This window comes from Gluconobacter sphaericus NBRC 12467, from assembly GCF_006539125.1.
Lineage (GTDB): Bacteria > Pseudomonadota > Alphaproteobacteria > Acetobacterales > Acetobacteraceae > Gluconobacter > Gluconobacter sphaericus.
The window spans coordinates 123,036-145,601 of record NZ_BJMK01000007.1 but is presented as its reverse complement, the minus strand read 5'-3'; the positions used below and the strand labels follow the sequence as shown (position 1 = coordinate 145,601).

Sequence of the window (22,566 nt, the reverse complement as noted above, 5' to 3'; positions counted from 1 at the left end):
AAGCACTGAGTTATTTCAGGCATGGGGGCAAGCCTGCGAAAGAAAAGCCCTGGAGAAATGGCAAAGAAAAACCCGCTTCACCTTCCGGTGAAGCGGGTTTTTACAAACCTGATCTGAACAGACCCTTCAGGCAGGAGCATGCTCCTGAACAGCTTCCAGCTCGGCGCGAACCGATTGCAGTTCGCGGCTGATCTGGTCGTGCATGTCCACATCATTCGGACCGATTTCGGCCCAACGGCTTTCCAAGTCCCGCAGACGAGCCTTGGCTTCGTCTACAGACAGCTCACTCATGAGCTGTGCGGAATCGGCCAGAATGGTGCAGTGATCAGCGCCCATATCGGCAAAACCGCCCGTCACGAAGTAACGGTCAACGATCTTGTCACCCTTATAAAGGGCCACAACGCCGCCCCGCAGCTGAAGCATCAGCGGTGCGCGGTCCGGCATGGCTGCAATATCGCCTTCCATGCCCGGGACCACGGCCATGTCGACGTCACGTTCGACAAGGCGCTTTTCCGGGCTGACGATCTCGATGCGAAGCGGCATCGGATCAGGCCTCCTGCTTCATCTTCTCGGCCTTCGCAACGGCCTCGTCGATGTCACCGACCATGTAGAAGGCGCCTTCCGGCAGGTGATCGTACTCGCCAGCCACGACGGCCTTAAAGGAACGGATCGTATCTTCAAGCGACACCAGCTTGCCTGGTGCGCCCGTGAAGACTTCGGCCACGTGGAAAGGCTGGGACAGGAAGCGCTGGATACGGCGAGCGCGGCCAACGATCTTCTTATCGTCTTCGGACAGTTCGTCCATGCCAAGGATCGCAATAATATCCTGCAGGCCCTTGTAGGTCTGGAGCGTCTGCTGAACCTGGCGCGCAACCTGATAGTGCTCTTCACCAACGATCTTCGGATCGAGCGAACGGGACGTGGAATCCAGCGGATCAACAGCCGGATAGATGCCCATTTCCGCGATCGAACGGTTCAGCACCGTCGTTGCATCAAGATGCGCGAAGGTTGCAGCCGGAGCCGGATCGGTCAGATCGTCAGCCGGGACGTACACGGCCTGAACGGACGTGATGGAGCCCTTCTTCGTAGACGTAATACGCTCCTGCAGGGCGCCCATTTCGGTGGCCAGCGTCGGCTGGTAACCCACTGCGGACGGGATACGGCCCAGAAGTGCGGAGACTTCGGAACCGGCCTGCGTGAAGCGGAAGATGTTGTCCACGAAGAACAGGACGTCCTGACCTTCTTCATCACGGAAATATTCGGCAAGCGACAGACCCGTCAGGGCGACGCGCGAACGGGCTCCCGGCGGCTCGTTCATCTGGCCATAGACCAGCGCAACCTTGGACCCCTCGGTCGAGCCGTCTTCGGCAATCTTGATGACGCCTGCGTCCTGCATTTCGAAATACAGGTCGTTACCTTCACGCGTACGCTCACCGACACCGGCGAAGACGGAGACGCCGCCATGGGCTTTCGCGATGTTGTTGATGAGTTCCTGAATGATGACCGTCTTGCCGACGCCGGCGCCACCGAACAGGCCGATCTTACCACCCTTGAGGTACGGGCAGAGCAGATCGACGACCTTGATGCCGGTCACGAGGATTTCGGACGCAGCGGCCTGGTCTTCGAAAACCGGGGCCGGACGGTGGATCGGGAAGCGCAGTTCACTGCTGATCGGGCCGCGCTCGTCGATGGGCTCACCAACGACGTTCAGGATACGGCCGAGCGTTGCCGGGCCAACCGGGACCATGATCTGCGTGCCCGTGTCACGGACTTCAGCGCCACGGACTAGACCGTCGGTCGTGTCCATGGCGATGCAGCGAACCTGACGCTCGCCGATTTCCTGCGCAACTTCCAGAACCAGCGTATGATCGCCGTTCTGGACGTGCAGGGCGTTCAGGATGAAGGGAAGATCGCCTTCGAACTGCACGTCCACGACGGGGCCGCGCACCTGGGTGACGCGGCCGACCACGTTGTTGGCAGCTCCGGCAGAAGGGGTAAGGGTTTCGGACATCGGATTCGTCTCCTGCGTGATCTCAAACGGCTTCTGCGCCGGAGATGATTTCGATCAGATCGTTGGTGATGTTGGCCTGACGCGTACGGTTGTACTTCTGCGACAGACGGTCGATGGCCTTGCTGGCATTGCGGCTGGCATTATCCATCGCGGTCATGCGCGCGCCCTGTTCGCCAGCAGCACTTTCCAGCAAGGCCGAGAAGATCTGGACCTGAAGGTTGCGCGGCAGAAGCTGCGTCAGAAGCGTCGTCTCGTCCGGCTCGAATTCGTACTGGGCCGTGTCGGCATCCGGAGCGGCATTGTCGTTCTCGGGAACCGCGAGCGGAACCAGAGGCGCCTGGACCGGAACCTGCGTCATGGCATTGAGGAAACGGTTATAGACCAGCGTGCAGCGGTCGATGTCGCCAGCTTCCAGCAGGGTCACGATCCGGCCTCCGATGTCGGTAGCCTTGTCAAACCCGACATCCTTGCCTTCGGTTCCGGCCAGACGATCAACGATCATGTCCGGATAGTGACGCACGAGGATATCTGCCCCCTTGCGACCGACCGGCAGGATGCGGACCGTCTTGCCTTCTGATACCAGCGTATCGACCAGCTGACGGGCACTGCGGACGATATTGGCGTTGAAGCCGCCGGCAAGGCCACGGTCAGAAGTCAGCACCACCACGAGATGGGTCTGGTCCTTGCCCGTTCCCGCGAGAAGGCGCGGCAGGCTTGTCGCGTCCTCACCACGAGTCGCCGTCGCCAGCTCTGCCATCATGCGACGCATGGCGTCGGCATAGGGGCGAGCCGCTTCGGCCTGCATCTGGGCGCGTCGCAGTTTGGAAGCTGCGACCATTTTCATCGCGTTCGTGATCTTGCGCGTCGATTTGACGCCCGTGATCCGTCCACGCAGTTCCTTCAGCGAAGCCATGGGCTATCCTCAGGCCGAAAAGCGCTTGCCGAATGCTTCGAGCAGCTCCTTGAGCTTGCCTTCCGTCTCCGGCTTGATCTGGCGGTCATTACGAATGGCCGTCAGGATGTCAGAGCCCGCACCGCGCAGCTCGGACAGGAGAGCGGCTTCGTAGGCCACGACCTTGTCCACGGCGATCGGATCAACGTAGCCACGCGTACCGGCATAAAGAACAACAACCTGCTCTTCGACGGGCAGCGGGGACGTCTCGGGCTGCTTCAGCAGTTCGACCAGACGGGCACCACGATCAAGCTGCTTGCGGGTTGCGGCGTCCAGGTCGGAAGCAAACTGCGAGAACGCAGCCATTTCACGATACTGTGCCAGCTCCAGCTTGATCTTGCCGGCAACCTGCTTCATCGCCTTGATCTGGGCTGCAGACCCCACGCGGGATACGGAGCCACCGACGTTCACGGCCGGGCGGATACCCTTGTAGAACAGGTCCGTCTCAAGGAAGATCTGACCATCAGTGATGGAGATCACGTTGGTCGGGATGTAGGCAGCCGTATCGCCAGCCTGCGTCTCGATAACCGGCAGGGCAGTCAGGGAGCCACCGCCATTGGCGTCGGACATCTTGGCCGCACGCTCCAGAAGACGGGAGTGCAGGTAGAACACGTCACCCGGGAACGCTTCACGAGCCGGCGGACGACGCAGCAGCAGGGACATCTGGCGGTAAGCCACAGCCTGCTTGGACAGATCGTCGTAGCAGACAAGAGCGTGCATGCCGTTGTCACGGAAATACTCACCCATGGCGCAGGCCGTGTACGGAGCGAGATACTGCATCGGAGCCGCATCAGAGGCCGTAGCGGCAACAACGATGGAATATTCCATCGCGCCATGTTCGGTCAGCGTGCGGACCAGGTTGGCCACCGTGGAACGCTTCTGGCCGATAGCGACATAGATGCAGTACAGGGACTTCTTCGGATCGCCTTCAGCATTGACCGGCTTCTGGGCGACGATGGTGTCGATCAGGATCGCGGTCTTGCCCGTCTGGCGGTCACCGATGATCAGCTCACGCTGGCCCCGTCCGATGGGAACAAGAGCGTCGATGGCCTTGATGCCCGTCTGCATCGGCTCGCTGACCGACTGGCGCGGCATAATGCCCGGAGCTTTCACCTCGGCGCGGCGGTACTCAACATCCGTCAGCGGGCCACGGCCATCGATCGGGTTGCCCAGACCGTCAACCACACGTCCCAGCAGGCCTTTGCCGACCGGAACTTCAACCACGGACTTCGTACGCAGGACGGTGTCGCCCTCGCGGATGCCGTCGCCATCTCCGAACAGAACCACACCGACATTGTCGGCTTCGAGGTTCAGGGCCATGCCCTTGAGGCCGGTTCCTTCGAACTCGACCATTTCACCGGCCATGACGTTGTTCAGGCCGTAGACGCGGGCGATGCCGTCGCCGATGGACAGGACCGTTCCCGTTTCGGAAACGGTCTCGACCTGGTCGAAAGACGCGATCTGCTGCTTGAGGATGTCCGAAATCTCGGCGGGACGGATATCCATCACGCGGCTCCCTTCATGGCGTTCTGCAGGCGGGTCAGGCGCCCGGCGATCGAAGTGTCAAAGAGTGTGGAACCGATCCGTACGGTCATGCCACCAAGGAGGGCAGGGTCCGTATGTTCGGTCATGGACACGCGGCTGTAGCCGGCTTCGGCCAGTCGGACCTGAAGCTGGCTGCGCTGTGTGTCGTTAAGAGGCTGTGCAGAGCGGATTTCGGCCACGACTTCGCCGCGCAGGGCGGCGTCGAGCGCCAGAACACCGTCCAGAATGGATGCAAGATCAGGCAGACGACGGTTTTCGGCGATAACGCCGACGAACCGGCGCAGGACGTCTCCAAAGCCGAGCTTCGACACCAGAACATTCGAAACCGTCTGACCCTGGCGGATGTCCATCCGAGCGTCAGCTAGGAATTTCCGCAGGTCGTCGCTTTCGGAAATGGCGGTACGCAGCGCCTTCACTTCACCCAGAACATCGGGAAGATTCCCCTGCTCCGAAGCAAGATCATAAAGCGCACGGGCGTAGCGCTGGGCCAAGCCCCCTGTCTGTCCAACCTGCGGCACCTGTGTCACCGTCACACGCGTGTTCCGTCTCACTAAATCCGCCGCAGAGTGCGGCCGGAACCGGCTTATCCGGTTCCTTGCATCAAAACTGTCCGGACCGGGCATACACGTTCCTGCGCAGGATTCGTCTGAAACCCGGTCCTCCACTTGGGGCCGCCTCTAGCACGCTGTCCTAGCCCTGCGCAACCGAGACGATACGCAAATCCCCTTTCATCCGCCCCCGACCAGACGAAGGTTTGCGTTTTCCTCTACCGGACTGGCATGACGAGAGTTTCACAGTGGTTCTTCGGAAATTCTTTACTTCCGTTCAACACACGCCCTCCAAACAACCACGGAGACCAGATGACCATCCAGAAATACCTCTTTTTTCTGTTAGGCGCGCTGTCCATCCCCGCCCTTTCGCTCCCTCCCCTGGCCACGGCAGCACGAGCAACCCCACTAGAGGACAAACCGTCCTTCCCGACCATTTCCTACTGGGACAATTGGACCGACCCTCAAGGTGTCACGCATCTGACCAAGTGCAAGATATCAACATTCCATGAGAATTCGATCACGCCGACCGGAGACAAGGTCATGCTCAGCACGCTCCATGACGGACCGGCAACGATGACGATACGGGTTCAGCCCCCGCATTGGAAAGGCGGATGGAACGAAAGCCATCAGGTCCAATGGATTGTGCCGCTATCAGGAATCTATTTCGTCAAGGCGATGGACGGGACCAGCGTGGAGCTGAATCCGGGTGATGTCCTGCTCAGTGAGGATGTGGCTCCGATCGCTCACGACACCGACCCTAAAGGCCATCAGTCAGGCAATGTCGGCGATTCCGCCGTCGCCCTGCAGATTCTCCAGATTGGAGAAGCGACGCCATCACACGCTCCCTGTCAGGGGCGATAAGACGAAAATATCAATTCCGGAAGATCTGGAGCGGGCGAAGGGAATCGAACCCTCCTAAGAAGCTTGGAAGGCTACTGCATTACCACTATGCTACGCCCGCTCAGATGGAAGTGTCCTTAGCCCATTTTTTTCCGCGCCCGCAAGAGGGGAAAGATCAAAATGGAAATTCCGCAACAAAGATGTTCGAGGCACTTGACTTTTACTCCTGAACATTCTCTTTTGCGGCCACTGTCGTTGGCATGACACCTCAAAAATGTCTTGCCCGATGATAGGGGTGTAGCTCAATTGGCTAGAGCGCCGGTCTCCAAAACCGGAGGTTGAGAGTTCGAGACCCTCCGCCCCTGCCACTCCTTCTCACCGGATGTCCTTCCCGACACCGGGAGCGGGATTTTCACTTGATTCGAGGACGATGGTGTCGGTCAGTACCCCGAAAGACGAGTCGCGGAAAACGGCGCCTCAAAAGAGCGGATCCGGCTTCAATCTGGTGGCCTACGTCCGTGACGTGCGCGCCGAAGCAAAACGTGTCACGTGGCCGACCCGTCGCAACACCCTGATTACGTCAGGTGCCGTGCTGGTCATGGTTACCGTGACCTGCATCTTCTTCTTCATCGTGGACCAGGTGATCGGCCTCGGCGTCCGCGAACTTTTTGGCGTTGGAGGCTAAGTTCGCACCATGGCGAAGCGTTGGTACGTTGTTCACGTCTATTCCGGTTTTGAGAAGAAGATCGCGAGCCATATCCAGGAGCAGGCTGCACAGAAAGGCCTGTCCGATCATTTCGAACAGATCCTTGTTCCCTCCGAAGATATTACAGAGATGCGCCGCGGCCGTAAGGTCAACGCGGAGCGCAAGTTTTTCCCCGGCTATGTCCTCGTCAAAATGGAACTGACGGACGAAGCGTGGCATCTCGTCAAGGATACCCCCAAGGTTACGGGCTTCCTTGGAACCCGCAACCGTCCGACCCCGATTACGGCAGCTGAAGCCGACCGGATCATGAAGCAGGCGCAGGAAGGCGTTGAGCGTCCCCGTTCTAGCCTCTCCTTCGAGATTGGTGAGCAGATCCGCGTGGCGGATGGTCCGTTCACTTCCTTCACCGGTATGATCGAGGATGTCGACGACGAGCGTCAGCGCCTCAAGGTTAGCGTTTCCATCTTCGGCCGCTCCACGCCAGTCGATCTGGACTTCACGCAGGTCGAGAAGCTCTAAGTTTTTCAAGTTCTATTCCTTACAATAAAAAAGGCTCCCTCTCGGGAGCCTTTTTTATTGGTGACCCTGATGATTCTCAGTTCTTCAGGGGCTGTGGCAGAACCCGCAGTTTTGCTGCAGCCTGATCCGCGATGCTGGCAACACCTTGACTGAGCGCTGCCGTCAGCTTTGCCGTGCTAGACACAACCGGCTCTGACGACTGCCACACCACAGGCGTGGTCATCACAGGACCAATCATCTTTCCAGCCGGGTGAACGGACAGCATGCCCGTCACAAGTGCGTGCCCGACCGAATCGGCTTCAAAATTGCGGATGGTCAGCTCCACATAGGCCGCAGGCGTCGTCGTGACCGCATCATCCTGCGCGAAGACGGTCGTGCCCGGCAAACGCTGGGCTAGGTCGGTCATCAGCGTATGACCCAGCATGTCCGGAAGCGCCTCACTCCAACTACTGCCCGAAGCGAGCTTTGTCTGATAATCCTCACTGGCCTTCACAATCGTATCGCGATCAAGCCGCGCGCTCACAACAGGTGTCCGGACCTCGACCACGGCAGGGCCTCCCGCCTGGGACACACCTGACAGAGGAGCCAGCGTATAGAGCGTGGGATCGCTACTACAGGCCGAGAGGAGGCCCGTCAGCCCCAGAGCCCCCACCAGGGACAGGAAACGAAGGCGGGACGTCGAAGACTGTGTCATGGCTCAGTTCCTGCGGCCGGTGATGAGAGCGGAAGGATGGTGATCCAGATAATCCGTGAGGAACCGCAGGGAGCGGGACATCTGGGTCAGCTGGATGATCATGTTCTGAAGGTTGCGATGGAAATCCGTATCGCCGCCATAAGCCCCCAGAACAGACTGGGCATTTGCCAGAGTGCCCTGCAGCCCCTTCATCAGCGCCGGCAGGTCCTGGTTGGCGGTTTTCGTCAGCCTGCTCAGATTTTGTAGAGAATCGCGCAGCGCCGCGAGGGACTGCGTGACTTCCGGACTATTCAGACGGCTATCCGCATGCGCCAGAAGATCGTTCACATGGCCACCAATTTCGGTCAGCGGCATTGCCGCGATCTTGTCGGTGATGGTGGAGACGGACTCCATGATTCCGTCCATTCCGCCAGCCTGACTGGGGAGAACGGCAACGTCGCCTTCGTAGGTCAAGGCCGTAACAGGAGCATTCTTGACGAATTGCAAGGCAATCATGGATTCACCGGTCAGGAAGCTGGCGCTCTGAACCGAGGCACGCATTCCATCAGCCACGAAGGCCTGGAGATACTTCTCGACAGGCGGCTCCTTACTGTTCTCGATCCGATCATCCCAGTTGGACAGCATACGCTCCGGCTCAAGCTCCATATCCACGCGGACACGAGGCAGCTTCGTAGGGCCTTCGAGAAGGAGACGGACATCAGTGACAGTACCAATCTGCAAACCGAACATGGTGACCTGACTGCCGTTCGTAAGGCCTTTGACAGAGGAGTTGATGTAGGTCACGACACGCAGGCGCTTATGGTAGCGCGCGTTGTGGGCATCAGCCTCGCTGGCATAAAGCTTGAAGACGGAATTGGCCGGCGCATCAGGCAAATCGATGTTGCGACGGCGCTCCGGCAGACCAAACGCAATGCCACCCGAGAACAGGGCCTGAAGCGATTTGAGCTGGACCTGCAAACCACCGGCACCAAGGCCGACCTGAACGCCTGAGACGTTCCAGAACCGGCTGTCCGTGCGCAAATAGTGGTCATAGGGCTCCTTGACGAAAGCCTGGATGACGATGGGCCCCATCCCACCCGGCGGCATCGTGTAGCCCAGCACCTCACCCACCTGAAGATCGCGGAAAAAGACCGGCGATCCCGGACCAAGCGAGCCCAACGACTGGGACACAAGCCAGAACGTTTCGCCTGGCTGGTCGGACCGCACACCCGGCGGCGATTCAAGGCCCTTGAAGGACTTCTGGTAGTGGCCGTCATCGCTTCCCGGATCCAGGGCGATATAGGCGCCGGAGAACAATGTATCGAGGCCAGTGATGCTGGCGCCATTGATCCGCGGACGCACGACCCAGAACCGGGTGTGGTCAGTCAGAATATGTGCGCTGTTGGCGTTCATTTGCACCGTGACGTCGACATGTTTCATGTCGTCACTCAGTGTGATGTCCTGCACCGTACCCAGCGTTACAGCCTTGTTCTTTACCTGCGTCTGGCCCGGAGTCAGGCCATCCGCCGTCTCAAACGTGATGGTAATGACGGGGCCACGCGTGGCAAAATGCTCCCACGCCAGCCATCCGGCGATGAGAATGGCCACCACCGGAATTAGCAGAATGAGGGAGAAGCGGGTACGGCGCACCGGGGCTTCCTTCGGCGAGACCGTTGGCTCCCCCCGGTTGTTTCGGGAATCGCTCACGGGCGTCCAGGCTCCATATCAGTAGGGTCAGAAGAAGGCAGGCGAAGCATAGGATCGGACGGAAACGGCGTCTCCGGCTCCCTGATATCCGCTGCGGGGCCTGCGACCGCACCGTTGAGGCCGGCTGCATCCCACATGCCGCGGGGATCGAAAAGCTCTGCGGCAAAAATGGTCAAGATCACGACCAGTGCAAAGCAGACCATTCCCGGATCGGCAGTAACATTGGCCAGAAAGCCGAAATGCACAACAGCGACGAGGATGGAAATCATGAAGACGTCGATCATGGACCAGCGGCCGATAATGACGACAAGCCGGTAGAGTTTCGCCAGATACCTGAGCTGCCAGCGGCCTCCAAAGCGGGGGCTTATGATCATGATCGTCAGAGCAACGATCTTAAGAACGGGCACGGTGATACTGGCGAACAGAACCAGCAGGGACAGCGGAATCATTCCCGCCTGCCACAGTTCGATCACACCGCTGATGATTGTGCTGGGCGCACCATGGCCGACCTTGGTGTAGGTCATGACAGGCAGCAGGTTGGCCGGCAGGTAGAAAACGACGCTGGCTACGAGAAGACATGTGGCCGAGGCCAGGCTCTGCGGTTTACGGCGACGCAGGATCTGCCCGCAGCGAGGGCAATCGCCCATATCCTGTTCCTGCGGCACAATATGATCGAAAGCCACGACCAGATTGCAGGCGTGGCAGGACAGCATGTTCTCCACGGGTGGGATGACGCCATTACGAGCGTCCAGATGGGCGACATCCAGAAGATGGCCCTGGTGATCATCGAGCTGGGGACGGATGTCGCGGCTGCGCCAAATCCGTTCGGCATCGAAGGTCGAGTCCACAGCGGCCATGCTCAGCATCAGGCCACCCAGCAGATAGACACCTGGCTGAAGGACAACGAGAGCAAGGTCCACGAGCTTGGTGTATGCCACCAGAACGCCGAGCACATACACCTCCACCATCGACCAGCCACGGAGACGGTCGTACCAAGTAAGAAGACGGGGGGTCCAGTCAGGCATCTGGGGGCGGGAAGCGCCATAGAGAATAGCTGCCATCAGACCGATGATGAGGCCGGGCATAATGATCGTCACCAGGGCGACGAGAACGCCGATCGCGCCATAACCCTGATGGCCAAGTTCGATCGGGCCGCTCATCAGCGAAACCGTGTTTTCACGTCCGTAGACGTTCAGAGTCATGAGGGAACTGATGAGGAGCGTGACGTAGAGCGCGGCGGATGTGATGCAGAATGCGGCTGGAGCACCGATCAGAGATGTCCGGCGGCGGCGGGCAAGTTGGCAACCGCAGCGCAGACATTCGGCGAGATGTCCAGGTTTCAGGCGCGGAACGTGCTGGAAGAGACCGCAAGTCGGGCATTCGCGCAGACCTTCCACCGCATGGATGGATGCGTGGGGCTCCTGACTACGGGAAAAGCTGACGGCGTTGCGCCACAGTCGTTTATGAAAACGGTCAGACATCGGGCTCCTAACCTAACGCAGGGAGCAGTCTTTTGACAGTCCGCCCTCTACAGGCAGCCCTCCGCATCGGGATATCGGGACTCATCGTAGTCCCATCTCAGGCGGATTGCCCAGAGGAAGCCGGATTTATCGGCAATATTTTGAAAACTTGTGAAGATCCGGAAAGCCGCGCAATTGATAATCTCTCCGTCTGCATGACAGCAGAAAGGTATCTCTAATCCGGTATTTTCGGAAGACCTTGATGGTGCCGGTGAAGAGATTCGAACTCCCGACCCCATCATTACGAATGACGTGCTCTACCAGCTGAGCTACACCGGCGCACCCATCAAGGTGGCCGCGTTCTAACCGAGCCCTTCAGGGTTGGCAAGCCGGAAAATGCAAAAACCGGCCCGCATCTTCAGTAACCGCGTCCTGTGTCGATGACGCCGGTCATGGACTCGCCGGCTTCGTAGCGGCGCAGATTGGCCAGAACGACCTCGGCCGCGCTGTCCGACTGTGCGGCGCTGGCGATATGCGGTGTCAGGAAAATGCGGGGATGATCCCAGAACGTGTGTTCGGCAGGCAACGGTTCGGGCGTGGCGACATCGAGAACCGCTTGTGACAGCTGGCCACTGTCGAGGGCCGGGATCAGATCGTCCTGCACCAGATGGCCGCCGCGTCCACAGTTGATGATGCACGCGCCTTTCGGCAGTTTTTCGAACAGGTCGCGGTTGAGGATGCCGCGTGTAGCTTCCGTGAGCGGGACAAGGCAGACCAGAATGTCGGTCTGCGCCAGAAACTCGTCCAGCTCCGCTTCTCCGGCAAAGGATGTCACGCCCGCGACCTCCCGGCGGCTACGGCTCCAGCCCCGGCAGTCATATCCGAGGGCGACGAGCTTCTCCAGAACGGGGCTGCCCAGTTCTCCCATTCCCATGACACCGACGCGATAGAGCCTCGCAGGCCGGTTGTGCGAACCGTTCCAGACATGCTCACGCTGCTGCCGGGCATAGCGGAACATGTCACGATGGCAGGAGAAAACCGCCCACAGGACATATTCGATCATGCCCTCAACCAGACTGTTCTCCACCATGCGAATGATCTGCACACCGGGGGGAATATTGGCCAGGTTAAGCTGGTCGATTCCCGCGCCCAGCGAAAACAGGACCTCGAGATTGGGAAAAAGCGTGGCGAGATCGTCCGGCGTCTTCCACGCCACGAGATAGCGGACATCCTCTTTCGGGCCGGTTTCAGGCCAGACATGAAACGGCATGTCCGGTCGGGCGCTGGCGAATTTCTCTCGCCAGATGGCGGCGCGTTCGGGCGTTTGATGGAAGACGAGCGACATTCTGCGTGTTCTCCGACCGGAAATATGTCCGGAGATGGTCGCGCCATGCGGGATTCGGATCAAGCCCGCTCCCCTGCCCTCACACCTGTTTGTGTAGGGACACAGAACCGGGGAACGCGTGCCGGGTTCGGGCGTAGAGAAGGCCGGATCTCATGCAGGAGGGCAGGATCATGCCTCGTGGGGACAAGTCAGCCTATACCGACAAACAGAAACGCAAAGCGGAGCATATCGAGGAGAGCTACGAAAAGCGTGGCATCTCCGAAAAGGAAGCGGAGCGCCGCGCCTGGGCCACGGTCAACAAGGACGACGGCGGCGGAAAGAAAAGTAGTTCAGGCCGGAAGAACCATCCGAAATAGAGTTTCCGGCCCGAAAATTGCTCAGGCCGCGTCCCACGCGGCACGGGCGGCATCCACGCCCGCACCACGATTCAGCGTCACGCCTTCGCCGGCCAGAACGGAATCGAGCGCGGCCAGCGTAAGGAGCACCTTGTCCTTGCGGGCGTTGAGGCCCATCGCCCCGATGCGCCAGATTTTCCCGGTCAGCGGGCCGAAGGACGAGACGATCTCGATGCCAAAATCGTCGCGCATCAGTTCGCGGATGCGGGCATTGTCCACGCCGTCCGGCACCCAGACGCCGGTGACGTTGCTCATGCGGGTGGTGTCGTCGCCATAGACCTTCAGCCCCATGGCCCGCAGCCCGGCGACCATGGCGCGCCCTGCCCTGACATGACGCGCGACGCGCGCCTCCACGCCCTCTTCCACGACCAGACGCGCCGTCTCGCGCGCGGCGTAGAGCATGGAGGTCGCTTCGGTATGATGGTTCATCCGGGCGGGAGACCAGTAGTTCATCAGCATCGCCAGATCGAAATAATTCGACTGGATGACCGGCCCCTCACCCTGAGGCTGACCGGTGGCAATCCCCGCTTCATCGTGACGGCGCTTGAGAATGGCGGCGACGGCACGATCCGAGAGCGTGATCGGCGCGGAACCCGGAGGGCCATTCAGGCATTTCTGAAGCCCTGCCGTAGCGACGTCGATGTTCCAGGCATCGGTCTCGAACGTCATGCCGCCGAGGGTCGCGGTGGCATCCACATAGAACAGCACGTCATGTTTGCGGCAGATCCGGCCGATCTCTTCGAGCGGCTGAGCGGTCGTCGTGGACGTGTCACCATGCACGCAGGCGACCAGACCCGGCTTGTGTTCGATGATAGCGGCTTCGATGCGGGCCGGATCGACGACCTCCCCCCACTCTACATCCACCGTGCACGGAATGCCGCCGCAACGATGGACGATTTCCGTCAGCAGCAGGCCGAAGCGGCCAAAACGCGGAATGACGACCTTCATACCCGGCGAGACAAGCGAGACAAGCGCAGCCTCAATGGCCGAACGAGCCGAGCCGTTCACCAGCAGCGTCCAGTGATTTTTCGTGCGGAAGACCTCGCGGTACAGGGCCATGACCTCGTCCATATAGGCGGTCATTTCCGGGTCCATCTGGCCGATCACGTCATAGGACATGGCGCGCAGGATGCGCGGATGGACGTTAGTTGGCCCCGCCCCCATCAGCAGGCGGGACGGCGGGTCAAGCTGTGCGAAAGTTGAGGGTTGGCTCATGACTGGAACTCCTTGACGAAGGCGAGCAGGGCACGGTGGGCGAGCTCGACGTCTCCCACACGAACGGTTTCATCGGGGTGATGGCTAAGGCCGCCGGGACTGCGGATGAACAACATCCCCATCGGACACAGATCGACCATGGCCATGGCGTCATGACCGGCACCGCTCAGAAGGCGCTGGGCCGGACGACCTGTAACGCTTGTGACGGCCCGCGCCAAACCTGCCACAAGTTCGGGTGCGCAGGCGGCGGCGGGCAGATACTGCGGCATGTCGAACGTAATCCCCAAACTACGCTTAGCCGCAATAGTACATAGATCCATCCGGATCGCCTCGGCCATGGCATCACGGGCCTCGTTGGTTTCGGCCCGCATGTCGAGCGAGAAGCGGACTTCACCGGGAATAACATTTGACGTGTTTGGCGTAACGTCGATCTGACCAACCGTAGCGACCTGCGTCGCGCCGCCTGAGGCACCATTGCGTTCGACCGCCAGGATCATTTCAGCCACTGCTGCAAGTGCATCCTGACGCATGCTCATTGGAGTCGTGCCCGCATGGTCGGACTGGCCGGTGACGGTCACGCCCTGGCGGGTCTGGGCAGCGATGGCTGTGACAACGCCGATTTCGCCATCCGCGCTTTCAATCGCGGGACCCTGCTCGATATGAGGTTCAATATAGGCAACCAGTTCGTCGGAGCGACGGGCAGCTTCGGTCAGACGTGCGGGATCGAGACCGGAGCGGATCATGGCGTCGGCCATGGTTATCCCGGACGCATCGGTCATGTGTGCAGGTATGGAATCGATCAGGCCGGCCATAGCGCGAGAGCAGATCATGGGAGCCGCAAAACGCGAGCCTTCCTCGTCCCCGAAGCCCATGATTTCGATGGCGAATGGCAGGCGCGTGCCTTCTGCATTCAGGGCTGAAACAAGCTCGATCCCCAGCATGACGCCCAGATTTCCGTCAAAAGCCCCGCCATTACGGACGGTATCGAGATGGGAGCCGATCATCAGCGCCGGAGCGCCGGGCGTCAGCCCTTCATAGCGTCCGATCAGACTTCCGGTCGCATCCAGACGCGTGCTCAGACCAGCCTCTTCCATCCATTGCGCGACCTGCGTGAGAGTCCGCTGGTAGGCAGGACCGAGCCAGAATCGGAACAGACTGCCTGGCGTCTCGCTGAAAGAGCCATCCGCGAGAATACGGCACCGCTCGACGGCGCGGGCTCCGTGGGCTGTCATGAGGGCTCCTGTCCGGAACGTATCAAAGAAGGGAAACTTTGCGCTCATAACGAAGGCAGATCAAGTTGACCTGCCAATAAATATGGTCCCACATATTGGCATGAAAGATCAGATGCATCTCGATCCGTTCCATTTGCAATCCTTTCTGGCGGTCGCGGAAACGCTGCATTTCACATCCGCCGCACAGAGCCAGAGAGTGAGCCAGTCCACCATCAGCCAGCATATCAGCCGACTGGAGGAGCAGCTTGGTACGCGCCTTCTGGCCCGTAGCACCAAAAGCGTTCGGCTGACGGAAGATGGCACGGCGCTGATCGGTCTGGCCCGGCAGCTTCTGCAATGCGAGGACAGCATCCTGTCCCACTTCCGACAGGGCGCACCGCGCGGGACGATCCGGCTGGGTGTGACGGAAGACCTGCTCCTAACGCGCTTTCCCGAAATTTTGGGTACATTCCGTGCGTCACATCCGTCGCTTCAGATCACCATGACGGTCGGTCTTTCGGCATATCTGGCGCATCTTTTGGACCAAGGAGAACTGGACGTCTGGTGCGGGATGCGGCGCACGACGGAGACACGTGGCCAGAAGCTGTGGACCGAGGACATGCGCTGGTACGCATCCGCGGAGGTAGAATTTCCGACAGAGCAGTCCATTCCCCTCGTGACATTCCCCGATGGCAGCGTCACCCGCCGCCTGGCGATCGAAACACTCAACAAATCCGGACGCGCCTGGCATCTGGCCTTTACCAGCGGCAGCCTGAGCGCGCTTCTGGCAGCTGTGCGCGCCGGATATGGCGTGACGCCGCAGCCAGCTTTTCTGCGCAATGCGGAACATCTGCCCCATTGTGCGCAGGGTTTGCTACCGGAGATGCCACAGGTGGAGTTCATCGCCTCTACCCGTCATCAGACCGCGCAGGGCCCGGAAGAACTGCTCATCCGGACGCTGTGCGCCCATATTCCACGCCTGCAATCCGATCTCCTGCCCCTGTAAGGACTCCTCTGCCATGCTAACTCCCAACGCCTTGGGCGGAATGGTTACGTCTCCACATCATCTTGCCAGCCAGGCGGGGCTGGATGTTCTGCGCGAAGGCGGAACGGCGATCGAGGCGGTCGTGGCTACGGCCTCCACGCTGGCAGTGGTTTACCCGCACATGACCGGGCTGGGTGGCGATGCGTTCTGGCTGATCTGCTATCCCGATGGGCGCACCATGGCCATCGACGCCTGCGGTGCACTGGCCATGGGAGCGGAACATACGCTTTATGCCGATGCCGGACACACTACCATACCCTGGCGTGGCGGTCTGGCCGCCAACACGGTGGCGGGAACAGTTTCGGGCTGGGAGGCAGCACTGGAACTGAGCAGCGAGATCCGCGACCCACTCCCGCTGGGCCGGCTACTGCGGGATGCCGTCCATTATGCCGAACATGGACGTGTGGTCTCCGAAAGCGAGGGAGCACTTCTGGCGCAGAAACAGCCGGAGTTGATGTCGAACCCGACGCTGGCGCGAATCTGCTTTCCCGACGGCAAGCCATGGAGAGCGGGCAGTATCCGCAAATCACCCGAACTGGCCCAGACGCTGAGGATGCTGAACCGGGACGGGTTGCGCAGTTTCTATAATGGGCTTCTGGCACGCAGTCTGGCCGCCGATCTTGCGGCGGCGGGCAGTCCGGTGCGGTCTCTGGATCTTCTGGCGCATCGGGCAGAGGTCAAGGAACCGCTGCATGCGCAGACCAGCGACGGCTTTCTTTACAATACTGCCCCTCCCACGCAGGGCGTATCGTCGCTTCTGATCCTGGCCCTGTCGGATCATCTGAGCCGTACGGAAGGGCCGGAGAGCTTTGCACATGTGCATGGTCTGGTCGAAGCCACCAAACAGGCGTTCCTCTATCGCAACCGCCATACGGATGGTAGCGAGCACTCCGAAGCACTGGCCCGGGAGCTACTGGCCGATCCGGCACGGCTGGAAGCGATGGCGTCCCGCATTTCCATGACCCACGCCATGCCCTGGACCGAGAAAACGCAATGGGGCGACACAACCTGGATGGGTGCAATCGACCGCAATGGCGTCGCGGTCAGCATGATCCAGAGCCTCTATTTCGAGTTCGGATCCGGCGTGATGCTGCCGCAGAGCGGCCTGTTCTGGCAGAATCGCGGATCATCCTTCCGACTGGAGCACTCCGGCTGGAACATCCTGCGCCCCGGGGCCAAACCGTTTCATACACTTAACCCGGCTGCCGCCCGGCTGCAGGACGGCCGAACAATGGTCTACGGCACCATGGGCGGCGAAGGGCAGCCCCAAACGCAGGCCGCGATCTTCAGTCGTCACGTCCGCTATGGGGTACCGCTTCAGGAAGCAATCTGCCGTCCGCGCTGGCTACTCGGGCGAACCTGGGGAGACGAGAGCCTGTCGCTCAAGGTGGAACCGGGATTCAGTCCGGATGTCATGTCGCAGCTTGAGGCGGCCGGACATACCGTCGAAGCACTCTCCGAACAGTCCATCATCATGGGTCACGCCGGCGCGCTGATCCGTCACGAAAATGGGCGACTCGAAGGTGCCACTGATCCCCGCAGCGACGGAGCCGTTGCAGCATGGTAAGAGCTCTGACTGAAAACCTGTTCGCGCAAGTCGTACTGGCGACAGTTCTAGGGCTTGGGGCCGGACTGTTCTTCCCCGCCCTGGCGGATGATGTGGGATGGATGACGACGCTGTTCATGCAGCTCATCATCATGGCGGTCGGGCCACTGCTCTTCTGTATCGTAACACTCGGGATTCTCGGGGCCGGATCACTGAAAACAGTCGGGCGCCTAGGAGGAAAGGCCCTAATCTATTTCGAGATCATGACGACGTTCGCACTTGGCGTAGCAGTTCTGGTGGCGATGGAACTTGGCATCGGCCGAGGCGTCGGGTTTGTGCCGACGGCCGAGGATGCGCGGATGATCGCATCCTATGGCGACCATGCACAGAACCTGCGGGCCGGAGGCATCAGCGGATTTCTACTTTCGCTCGTGCCGCGCACCCCTGCTGAAGCTTTCGCACAGGGGAACATCCTCCAGATTCTCGTCTTCGCGGTTTTTGCGGGGTGCTGCCTGAACGGCATGGGAGAGCGCGGCGCACCTCTAATCCGGCTGATCGAAAGCATCTCCGAACTGTTTTCACGCATGATGGGCGTCATCATCCGCGTAGCCCCTCTGGGCGTGTTCGGCGCGATGGTGACAACAACAGCACGTTACGGACTGGAGACCATCGGACATCTGGCCGGATTTACAATGCTGTATTTCCTGCTGGTTGGTCTCTTTATCATTGGCGCGCTGGGTGGTGGGCTACGGTTTGCAGGAGTCAATCCGGCGCGGTTTGCGCGTTATTTCCGCGAAGAGCTGCTGATCGTCGCCACGACCACAGCATCGGACGCGGTTTTGCCCAGCCTGATGAGCAAGCTCGAAAAACTCGGAGTGGAGCGTCAGGTCGTGGGCATCGTGGTCCCGGCCGGGTATTCGCTCAATCTGGATGCGCTATCGATTTATCTGGGACTGGCGGTCATCTTTCTGGCCAATGCCACCGAAGCACACCTGACAATCTGGCAGATTGCAACACTGCTAGTGACGGCGCTCATCACGTCCAAAGGGGCGCACGGAATTCCGGGTTTTGCAATCGTCATTCTGGCGGCAACGCTGGCGAGCGTGCCATCCATTCCGCCCGCAAGTCTGGTGATGCTGCTGGCCGTGGACTGGTTTGCAGGAATCGCACGAGCAGTAGGAAATTTCGCAGGAAACTGCGTTGCCCCGGTTCTAATTGCCGCATGGGAAAAGCGCCTCGACCACACGAAAATGGCCGAGGCGCTGAAACAGCCCTAAGTCAGATCAGACGGGCTTCCGCCAGCCCATCCGTTTCCAGCTTTTCAGCCAAAGCAAAGAGCTGGTCCTCGCGGCCCGGCCGCGCAATCAGCTGCGCACCAAGCGGCAGTCCCGGAACCTTCATCGGGACCGTCAGAACCGGAAAACCCGCAAGCGTCAGGGGCTGAGTGTAAAGCCCCAGGTTGGCACGAGCAGAGACCATCTTGCCGCCGATTTCGATTTCCGGCTGATCGAAACGCGGTGCCTCACCGACAAGCGCGGGGGCCAGCAGGATATCCGTCTTCGCAAAAGCCTCATGCATCCGGTCGCGGAACCAGTGACGCAAGCGATGAGACTGAAAGATCAGCGTGGACGGCAGAAGAGCCCCGGCCAACAGGCGATCCCGGACAGCGGGATCATAGTCTGCGGCCTGTGTGCGCAGGCGTTTTAGATGCTGCCCCGCCCCTTCGGAGGCGCTGATAACGAAAGCCGCAGCCCGCGCTCGCGCCACTTCCGGAAGTTCGACAACATCCGCGGCTCCCAGCGCCATGGAGAGTGTATCGATCGCGGTCTTCATTGGCGTAGACATATTCTCGCCGAACCATCCGCCTAGACGAGCAATGCGCAAACTACCCACATCCACATCCGTCAGCGATCTGGCGCAGAGGGCTTCAAAACAGGCTTTCAGGCCCCTCGCACTGTCGGCAAACGGGCCAACCGTATCGAGACTCGGTACGAACGGATAACTGCCTTCAACCGATAAACGTCCCTGAGTCGCTCGCAACCCCCAGATCCCGCAAAGCGATGCCGGAACACGGATAGAGCCGTTCGTATCGGACCCAAGACCAAGAGAAAACATCCGCGCCGCCACACCGGCTGCAGAACCTCCTGACGACCCACCAGCCAGACGCTCGGGAGCATGCGGATTGCGGGTATTGCCGTAATGGGCGTTGATCGTAGCGAACCCGTAGGCGAACTCGTCCATGTTCGTTAGCGCAATGGGAATGGCCCCGGCTGCGATCATATGAGCAACAAGTATTGCATCCTGCGTGGCGGGCGGATCATTGGCGAGAACCTTTGATCCGGCCGTCGTGATTTCACCACGCACATCGAACAGATCCTTGATGCCAAAAGGCACCCCGGCAAGCGGCCCCGGATCCTGTCCCTGCAACACCAGACGATCCACCCGCTCGGCAGCTTCCAGCGCACGATGCATCAACAAGCGCGTGACGCAGTTATAATCTTTGTCCCGTGCCTCGATATCGGCCAGGGTCTTCACGGTAAGGTCGCGGGCGGAAATCTCGCCTTTGCGCACACTGGCCGCGAGGGCGAGAGTGCGCTGCTGAAGGCCGCTCACGGTTCGTACCGGAAGGCAGGTTCGAGGCGATCTGACAGGTCCACCCCTTCGATCAACGCACCATAGCTGCGCAAAAGATCGAGGTTGGCCCGCACGCCGGCGTGAAATTCAACAGGAATGGTCAGTCCACTCGCACAGGCGAGCACCGTAATTTCGGTATCATAAGGGTCTGTCATTATACGCACTCCGGTTGCCGGTTCTGCGGGAAGAATGACAACGCGTTCAGGCGCTGTCCAGCACCTGACAATCTCGAAAGCAGGACTTTACGACCTGTTTCGGTAACGCCAGTCACTGAGAACGATGACCAGAGCTCATGCCACAGAATACGCAGCGCCCAGCCCAGTGCCTGGCGAGCAGCGGCGGGGTTGCCCTGCACGGACGGACAGACGATCGTGGCATCAACCTCAAGAGAGGCGGAAATCCCGGCAACCTCCAACAGATCATGCGCCATGGACTGCGCGCTCCGGGTCACACCGGAACAGATGTTTAGAATCGTTCCGTTCGGCAGAGGCGGGGGAAGGGCAAGCGCATCAATATAAGCGTCACAGGCATCACGAACGTCGGTTATGTCAAAACCGGCATCCGGATGGCCCACAATAATGGCCGGGGGCCTACTGTCCCGCCTCGATCCGAGCGACCTGTGCCACAAGGAATGGTAGAATAGCGTCTTCATCCTGTGCCGTTCCAACTGAGGTAAAAGCACGTAGACACACGCCATGCAGCCCCTCCTGAATCAAGTTACCAATCGCCAGATCCGCCGTGGTCTTGCTGGACGCAGAAGCATTAACCGGCGCGATGACGTCGAACACATCGAGTGGCTACCCCGAGGAAAAACTGGCGCCGTAAATCGCGGCTGTCGAAACAAACACGAAACTGGCCTGAGGAGCGTCGGTTTCGAAGGTTTGGAGCAGGATAAGCGTTCCATCGAGATTCACGGTCTAGGCCTCAGCATTTTCCGCTTTTGCACGAACAATCGAGGACACGGCGGCCAGATGTAGACAGGCGTCGTTTTTTTTGTCTTTCACGAACCGTTCGACGGCAACGCGGCCCCGAAGGCCCATTGGATCTTCAAGTAGGGCGTGACCGGAAATGCAGTCTTGCAAACGCGCATTGAGATGCTGACCGACGAATCCCTGTCCGCCGGTTAGCAGAATCCGCAGTGCCATTTCAGAACAGGAATGCGGAGAACACATCCGCATGGAAGGAAACTGAAACGATTGGCATGAGGCATTCTCCCGACAGAATGGGCCCGGGCCATCAGGCATGTCGGCCACGCCATACTATTTTCGATCACGTCCCCGGACAGGGCAAGGAACAAGCAGAAGCCGTCACGTGCAAACAATCTTCCCGTCAGATGCAGGCGAAGTCCGAGTCTTTTCAGAAGACCTGAATAACGACGTCTTAACAGGTTTTTTACCATTCTCGTGTTTGCTGGAAATCATACGGAACTGACGGATCTCAACTTTCCCATGCGGCACGCTTTTCGACACTCTGTTCGTACTCTGGGACTGCTCGGACTTTTGCCGACCCTGTCAGCCTGTAACTCCCTCGCCCAAATGTCGGAGATCGGGCGACCTCCCCGCATGACATCCATTACCGATCCCACACTGGCCAATTCCTATCGCCCCGTCACCATGCCGATGCCACCGCTCCAGCCCCCCCCCGATGAGGCCGCGAGCCTCTGGCGTTCGGGCAGCAAGGCATTCTTCAAGGATCAGCGGGCATCGCAGGTGGGTGATCTGGTCACGATCATCGTGGATATCACCGACAACGCCGCCTTCAACAACGGAACAACTGCCGACCGCACCGCTGACGAGAAATTCGGCATTCCCAATCTGTTCGGGATCAAGGGAAAGGTCATCAGCGCCATTACGGGCGCGAACAGCCTGAGCACCGCCAGTAGCAGCGATTCTGGCGCAACCGGAAAAATCGCCCGCAACGAGACCGTGACCCTGCGTCTGGCAGGAACGATCACTCAGGTCCTGCCCAACGGCAATTTCGTCGTGATGGGAAAGCAGGAAGTCCGGGTGAACAGCGAGTTGCGGGAACTGGGGGTCAGTGGCATCGTCCGGCCACAGGATATCACGGCTGACAATACCGTGACGCATGACCGGATGGCGGAAGCGCGGATTTCCTATGGCGGCCGCGGGACTCTCACGCAGCTTCAGACACCCCGTTATGGCCAGCAGGTCATGGACGCAATCCTACCGTTCTGAACACAAAAAAAACCGG

The 22,566-nt window shown here is 59.9% G+C and carries 23 protein-coding genes, 3 tRNA genes and 1 pseudogene; 9 read left to right on the top strand and 18 right to left on the bottom strand.

What is annotated here, in order from left to right; genetic code table 11:
• Positions 1 to 126 precede the first annotated feature (126 nt).
• The 5 genes from atpC to atpH are packed head-to-tail and all read right to left on the bottom strand — an operon-like array spanning position 127 to position 5,041.
• Positions 127 to 543 (bottom strand): ATP synthase F1 subunit epsilon, encoded by a 417-nt coding sequence (gene atpC, locus GSP01_RS07225; RefSeq protein ID WP_141352169.1) that lies wholly within the window; start codon positions 541 to 543, stop codon positions 127 to 129.
• A 4-nt stretch (positions 544 to 547) separates the two neighbouring features.
• Positions 548 to 2,011, bottom strand: coding sequence for a F0F1 ATP synthase subunit beta (gene atpD, locus GSP01_RS07220; protein ID WP_141352167.1), 1,464 nt, complete (start codon positions 2,009 to 2,011; stop codon positions 548 to 550).
• Between the two features lie 22 nt (positions 2,012 to 2,033).
• On the bottom strand, positions 2,034 to 2,924 hold the full coding sequence (locus tag GSP01_RS07215) for a F0F1 ATP synthase subunit gamma (RefSeq protein WP_141352165.1): 891 nt from the start codon (positions 2,922 to 2,924) through the stop codon (positions 2,034 to 2,036).
• A gap of 9 nt (positions 2,925 to 2,933) precedes the next feature.
• Positions 2,934 to 4,469, bottom strand: coding sequence for a F0F1 ATP synthase subunit alpha (gene atpA, locus GSP01_RS07210; protein WP_062028188.1), 1,536 nt, complete (start codon positions 4,467 to 4,469; stop codon positions 2,934 to 2,936).
• Positions 4,469 to 5,041 (bottom strand): ATP synthase F1 subunit delta, encoded by a 573-nt coding sequence (gene atpH, locus GSP01_RS07205; protein ID WP_141352163.1) that lies wholly within the window; start codon positions 5,039 to 5,041, stop codon positions 4,469 to 4,471. The genes atpA and atpH overlap by 1 nt, the downstream gene beginning before the upstream one ends.
• Before the next feature lie 327 nt (positions 5,042 to 5,368).
• Here atpH and GSP01_RS07200 point away from each other — a divergent pair, with 327 nt between their 5' ends.
• Positions 5,369 to 5,920, top strand: a complete 552-nt coding sequence (locus tag GSP01_RS07200) for a cupin domain-containing protein (RefSeq protein WP_141352161.1) — start codon at positions 5,369 to 5,371, stop codon at positions 5,918 to 5,920.
• Positions 5,921 to 5,946: 26 nt separating this feature from the next.
• Here the strand turns inward: GSP01_RS07200 and GSP01_RS07195 are convergent.
• A tRNA-Gly gene (locus GSP01_RS07195) sits at positions 5,947 to 6,020 on the bottom strand.
• Between the two features lie 170 nt (positions 6,021 to 6,190).
• On the opposite strand from GSP01_RS07195, the gene GSP01_RS07190 reads away from it, so the two are divergent.
• From GSP01_RS07190 to nusG, 3 genes are all read left to right on the top strand, one after another.
• Positions 6,191 to 6,267: transfer RNA gene (locus GSP01_RS07190), tRNA-Trp, on the top strand.
• Between the two features lie 14 nt (positions 6,268 to 6,281).
• Positions 6,282 to 6,584, top strand: coding sequence for a preprotein translocase subunit SecE (gene secE, locus GSP01_RS15430; RefSeq protein WP_172492551.1), 303 nt, complete (start codon positions 6,282 to 6,284; stop codon positions 6,582 to 6,584).
• Between the two features lie 9 nt (positions 6,585 to 6,593).
• Positions 6,594 to 7,124: a transcription termination/antitermination protein NusG gene (nusG, locus tag GSP01_RS07180; protein ID WP_141352159.1), complete on the top strand. Its 531-nt coding sequence runs from the start codon at positions 6,594 to 6,596 to the stop codon at positions 7,122 to 7,124.
• Positions 7,125 to 7,200: 76 nt separating this feature from the next.
• Here nusG and GSP01_RS07175 read toward each other — a convergent pair whose 3' ends face one another.
• The 5 genes from GSP01_RS07175 to GSP01_RS07155 form a co-directional block, all read right to left on the bottom strand.
• Entirely contained in the window at positions 7,201 to 7,818 is a 618-nt protein-coding gene (locus GSP01_RS07175) for a PqiC family protein (protein ID WP_141352157.1), read from the bottom strand.
• A 3-nt stretch (positions 7,819 to 7,821) separates the two neighbouring features.
• Entirely contained in the window at positions 7,822 to 9,504 is a 1,683-nt protein-coding gene (locus tag GSP01_RS07170; RefSeq protein WP_141352156.1) for a PqiB family protein, read from the bottom strand.
• A complete protein-coding gene (locus tag GSP01_RS07165; protein WP_141352154.1) occupies positions 9,501 to 10,985 on the bottom strand; it encodes a paraquat-inducible protein A in 1,485 nt (494 codons plus the stop codon). Before GSP01_RS07165 ends, GSP01_RS07170 begins: the two co-directional genes overlap by 4 nt.
• Positions 10,986 to 11,227: 242 nt before the next feature.
• Positions 11,228 to 11,303: transfer RNA gene (locus tag GSP01_RS07160), tRNA-Thr, on the bottom strand.
• Positions 11,304 to 11,382: 79 nt separating this feature from the next.
• The gene (locus GSP01_RS07155; protein WP_141352152.1) at positions 11,383 to 12,309 is read right to left on the bottom strand and encodes a 2-hydroxyacid dehydrogenase; all 927 of its coding nucleotides are present in this window, start codon (positions 12,307 to 12,309) and stop codon (positions 11,383 to 11,385) included.
• A gap of 170 nt (positions 12,310 to 12,479) precedes the next feature.
• Between GSP01_RS07155 and GSP01_RS07150 the strand changes: the two are divergent.
• A pseudogene (locus GSP01_RS07150) lies at positions 12,480 to 12,647 on the top strand (plasmid stabilization protein); the annotation flags it as partial.
• A 39-nt stretch (positions 12,648 to 12,686) separates the two neighbouring features.
• Here the strand turns inward: GSP01_RS07150 and GSP01_RS07145 are convergent.
• A complete protein-coding gene (locus GSP01_RS07145; RefSeq protein ID WP_141352148.1) occupies positions 12,687 to 13,919 on the bottom strand; it encodes a pyridoxal-phosphate-dependent aminotransferase family protein in 1,233 nt (410 codons plus the stop codon).
• A complete protein-coding gene (locus tag GSP01_RS07140; protein ID WP_141352146.1) occupies positions 13,916 to 15,151 on the bottom strand; it encodes an allantoate amidohydrolase in 1,236 nt (411 codons plus the stop codon). The genes GSP01_RS07145 and GSP01_RS07140 overlap by 4 nt, the downstream gene beginning before the upstream one ends.
• Before the next feature lie 100 nt (positions 15,152 to 15,251).
• Here GSP01_RS07140 and GSP01_RS07135 point away from each other — a divergent pair, with 100 nt between their 5' ends.
• Genes GSP01_RS07135 through GSP01_RS07125 form a run of 3 tightly spaced genes read left to right on the top strand, consistent with a single transcriptional unit; the run spans position 15,252 to position 18,998 of the window.
• Positions 15,252 to 16,136 (top strand): LysR family transcriptional regulator, encoded by an 885-nt coding sequence (locus tag GSP01_RS07135; protein WP_141352144.1) that lies wholly within the window; start codon positions 15,252 to 15,254, stop codon positions 16,134 to 16,136.
• A gap of 13 nt (positions 16,137 to 16,149) precedes the next feature.
• Positions 16,150 to 17,742: a gamma-glutamyltransferase family protein gene (locus GSP01_RS07130; protein ID WP_174787562.1), complete on the top strand. Its 1,593-nt coding sequence runs from the start codon at positions 16,150 to 16,152 to the stop codon at positions 17,740 to 17,742.
• Positions 17,736 to 18,998, top strand: coding sequence for a cation:dicarboxylate symporter family transporter (locus tag GSP01_RS07125; protein WP_141352142.1), 1,263 nt, complete (start codon positions 17,736 to 17,738; stop codon positions 18,996 to 18,998). Before GSP01_RS07130 ends, GSP01_RS07125 begins: the two co-directional genes overlap by 7 nt.
• A gap of 1 nt (position 18,999) precedes the next feature.
• On the opposite strand, the gene GSP01_RS07120 is transcribed toward GSP01_RS07125, so the two are convergent.
• The 5 genes from GSP01_RS07120 to GSP01_RS15135 all read right to left on the bottom strand — a co-directional run bounded on the left by GSP01_RS07120 (position 19,000) and on the right by GSP01_RS15135 (position 21,500).
• Positions 19,000 to 20,334 (bottom strand): AtzE family amidohydrolase, encoded by a 1,335-nt coding sequence (locus GSP01_RS07120; RefSeq protein ID WP_141352140.1) that lies wholly within the window; start codon positions 20,332 to 20,334, stop codon positions 19,000 to 19,002.
• Positions 20,331 to 20,510 (bottom strand): AtzG-like protein, encoded by a 180-nt coding sequence (locus GSP01_RS07115; RefSeq protein ID WP_141352138.1) that lies wholly within the window; start codon positions 20,508 to 20,510, stop codon positions 20,331 to 20,333. The genes GSP01_RS07120 and GSP01_RS07115 overlap by 4 nt, the downstream gene beginning before the upstream one ends.
• The gene (locus tag GSP01_RS15145; RefSeq protein ID WP_228123867.1) at positions 20,510 to 20,929 is read right to left on the bottom strand and encodes a Rossmann-fold NAD(P)-binding domain-containing protein; all 420 of its coding nucleotides are present in this window, start codon (positions 20,927 to 20,929) and stop codon (positions 20,510 to 20,512) included. Before GSP01_RS15145 ends, GSP01_RS07115 begins: the two co-directional genes overlap by 1 nt.
• Positions 20,930 to 20,945: 16 nt before the next feature.
• Complete coding sequence (locus tag GSP01_RS15140; protein ID WP_228123866.1) at positions 20,946 to 21,143, bottom strand: hypothetical protein; 198 nt, start codon at positions 21,141 to 21,143, stop codon at positions 20,946 to 20,948.
• A 129-nt stretch (positions 21,144 to 21,272) separates the two neighbouring features.
• Positions 21,273 to 21,500 carry a sugar nucleotide-binding protein gene (locus GSP01_RS15135; RefSeq protein WP_228123865.1) on the bottom strand — a complete coding sequence of 76 codons (228 nt, stop codon included), beginning with the start codon at positions 21,498 to 21,500 and terminating at the stop codon, positions 21,273 to 21,275.
• Between the two features lie 303 nt (positions 21,501 to 21,803).
• Here GSP01_RS15135 and flgH point away from each other — a divergent pair, with 303 nt between their 5' ends.
• The gene (gene flgH / locus GSP01_RS07105; RefSeq protein ID WP_141352136.1) at positions 21,804 to 22,550 is read left to right on the top strand and encodes a flagellar basal body L-ring protein FlgH; all 747 of its coding nucleotides are present in this window, start codon (positions 21,804 to 21,806) and stop codon (positions 22,548 to 22,550) included.
• Positions 22,551 to 22,566 lie beyond the last annotated feature (16 nt).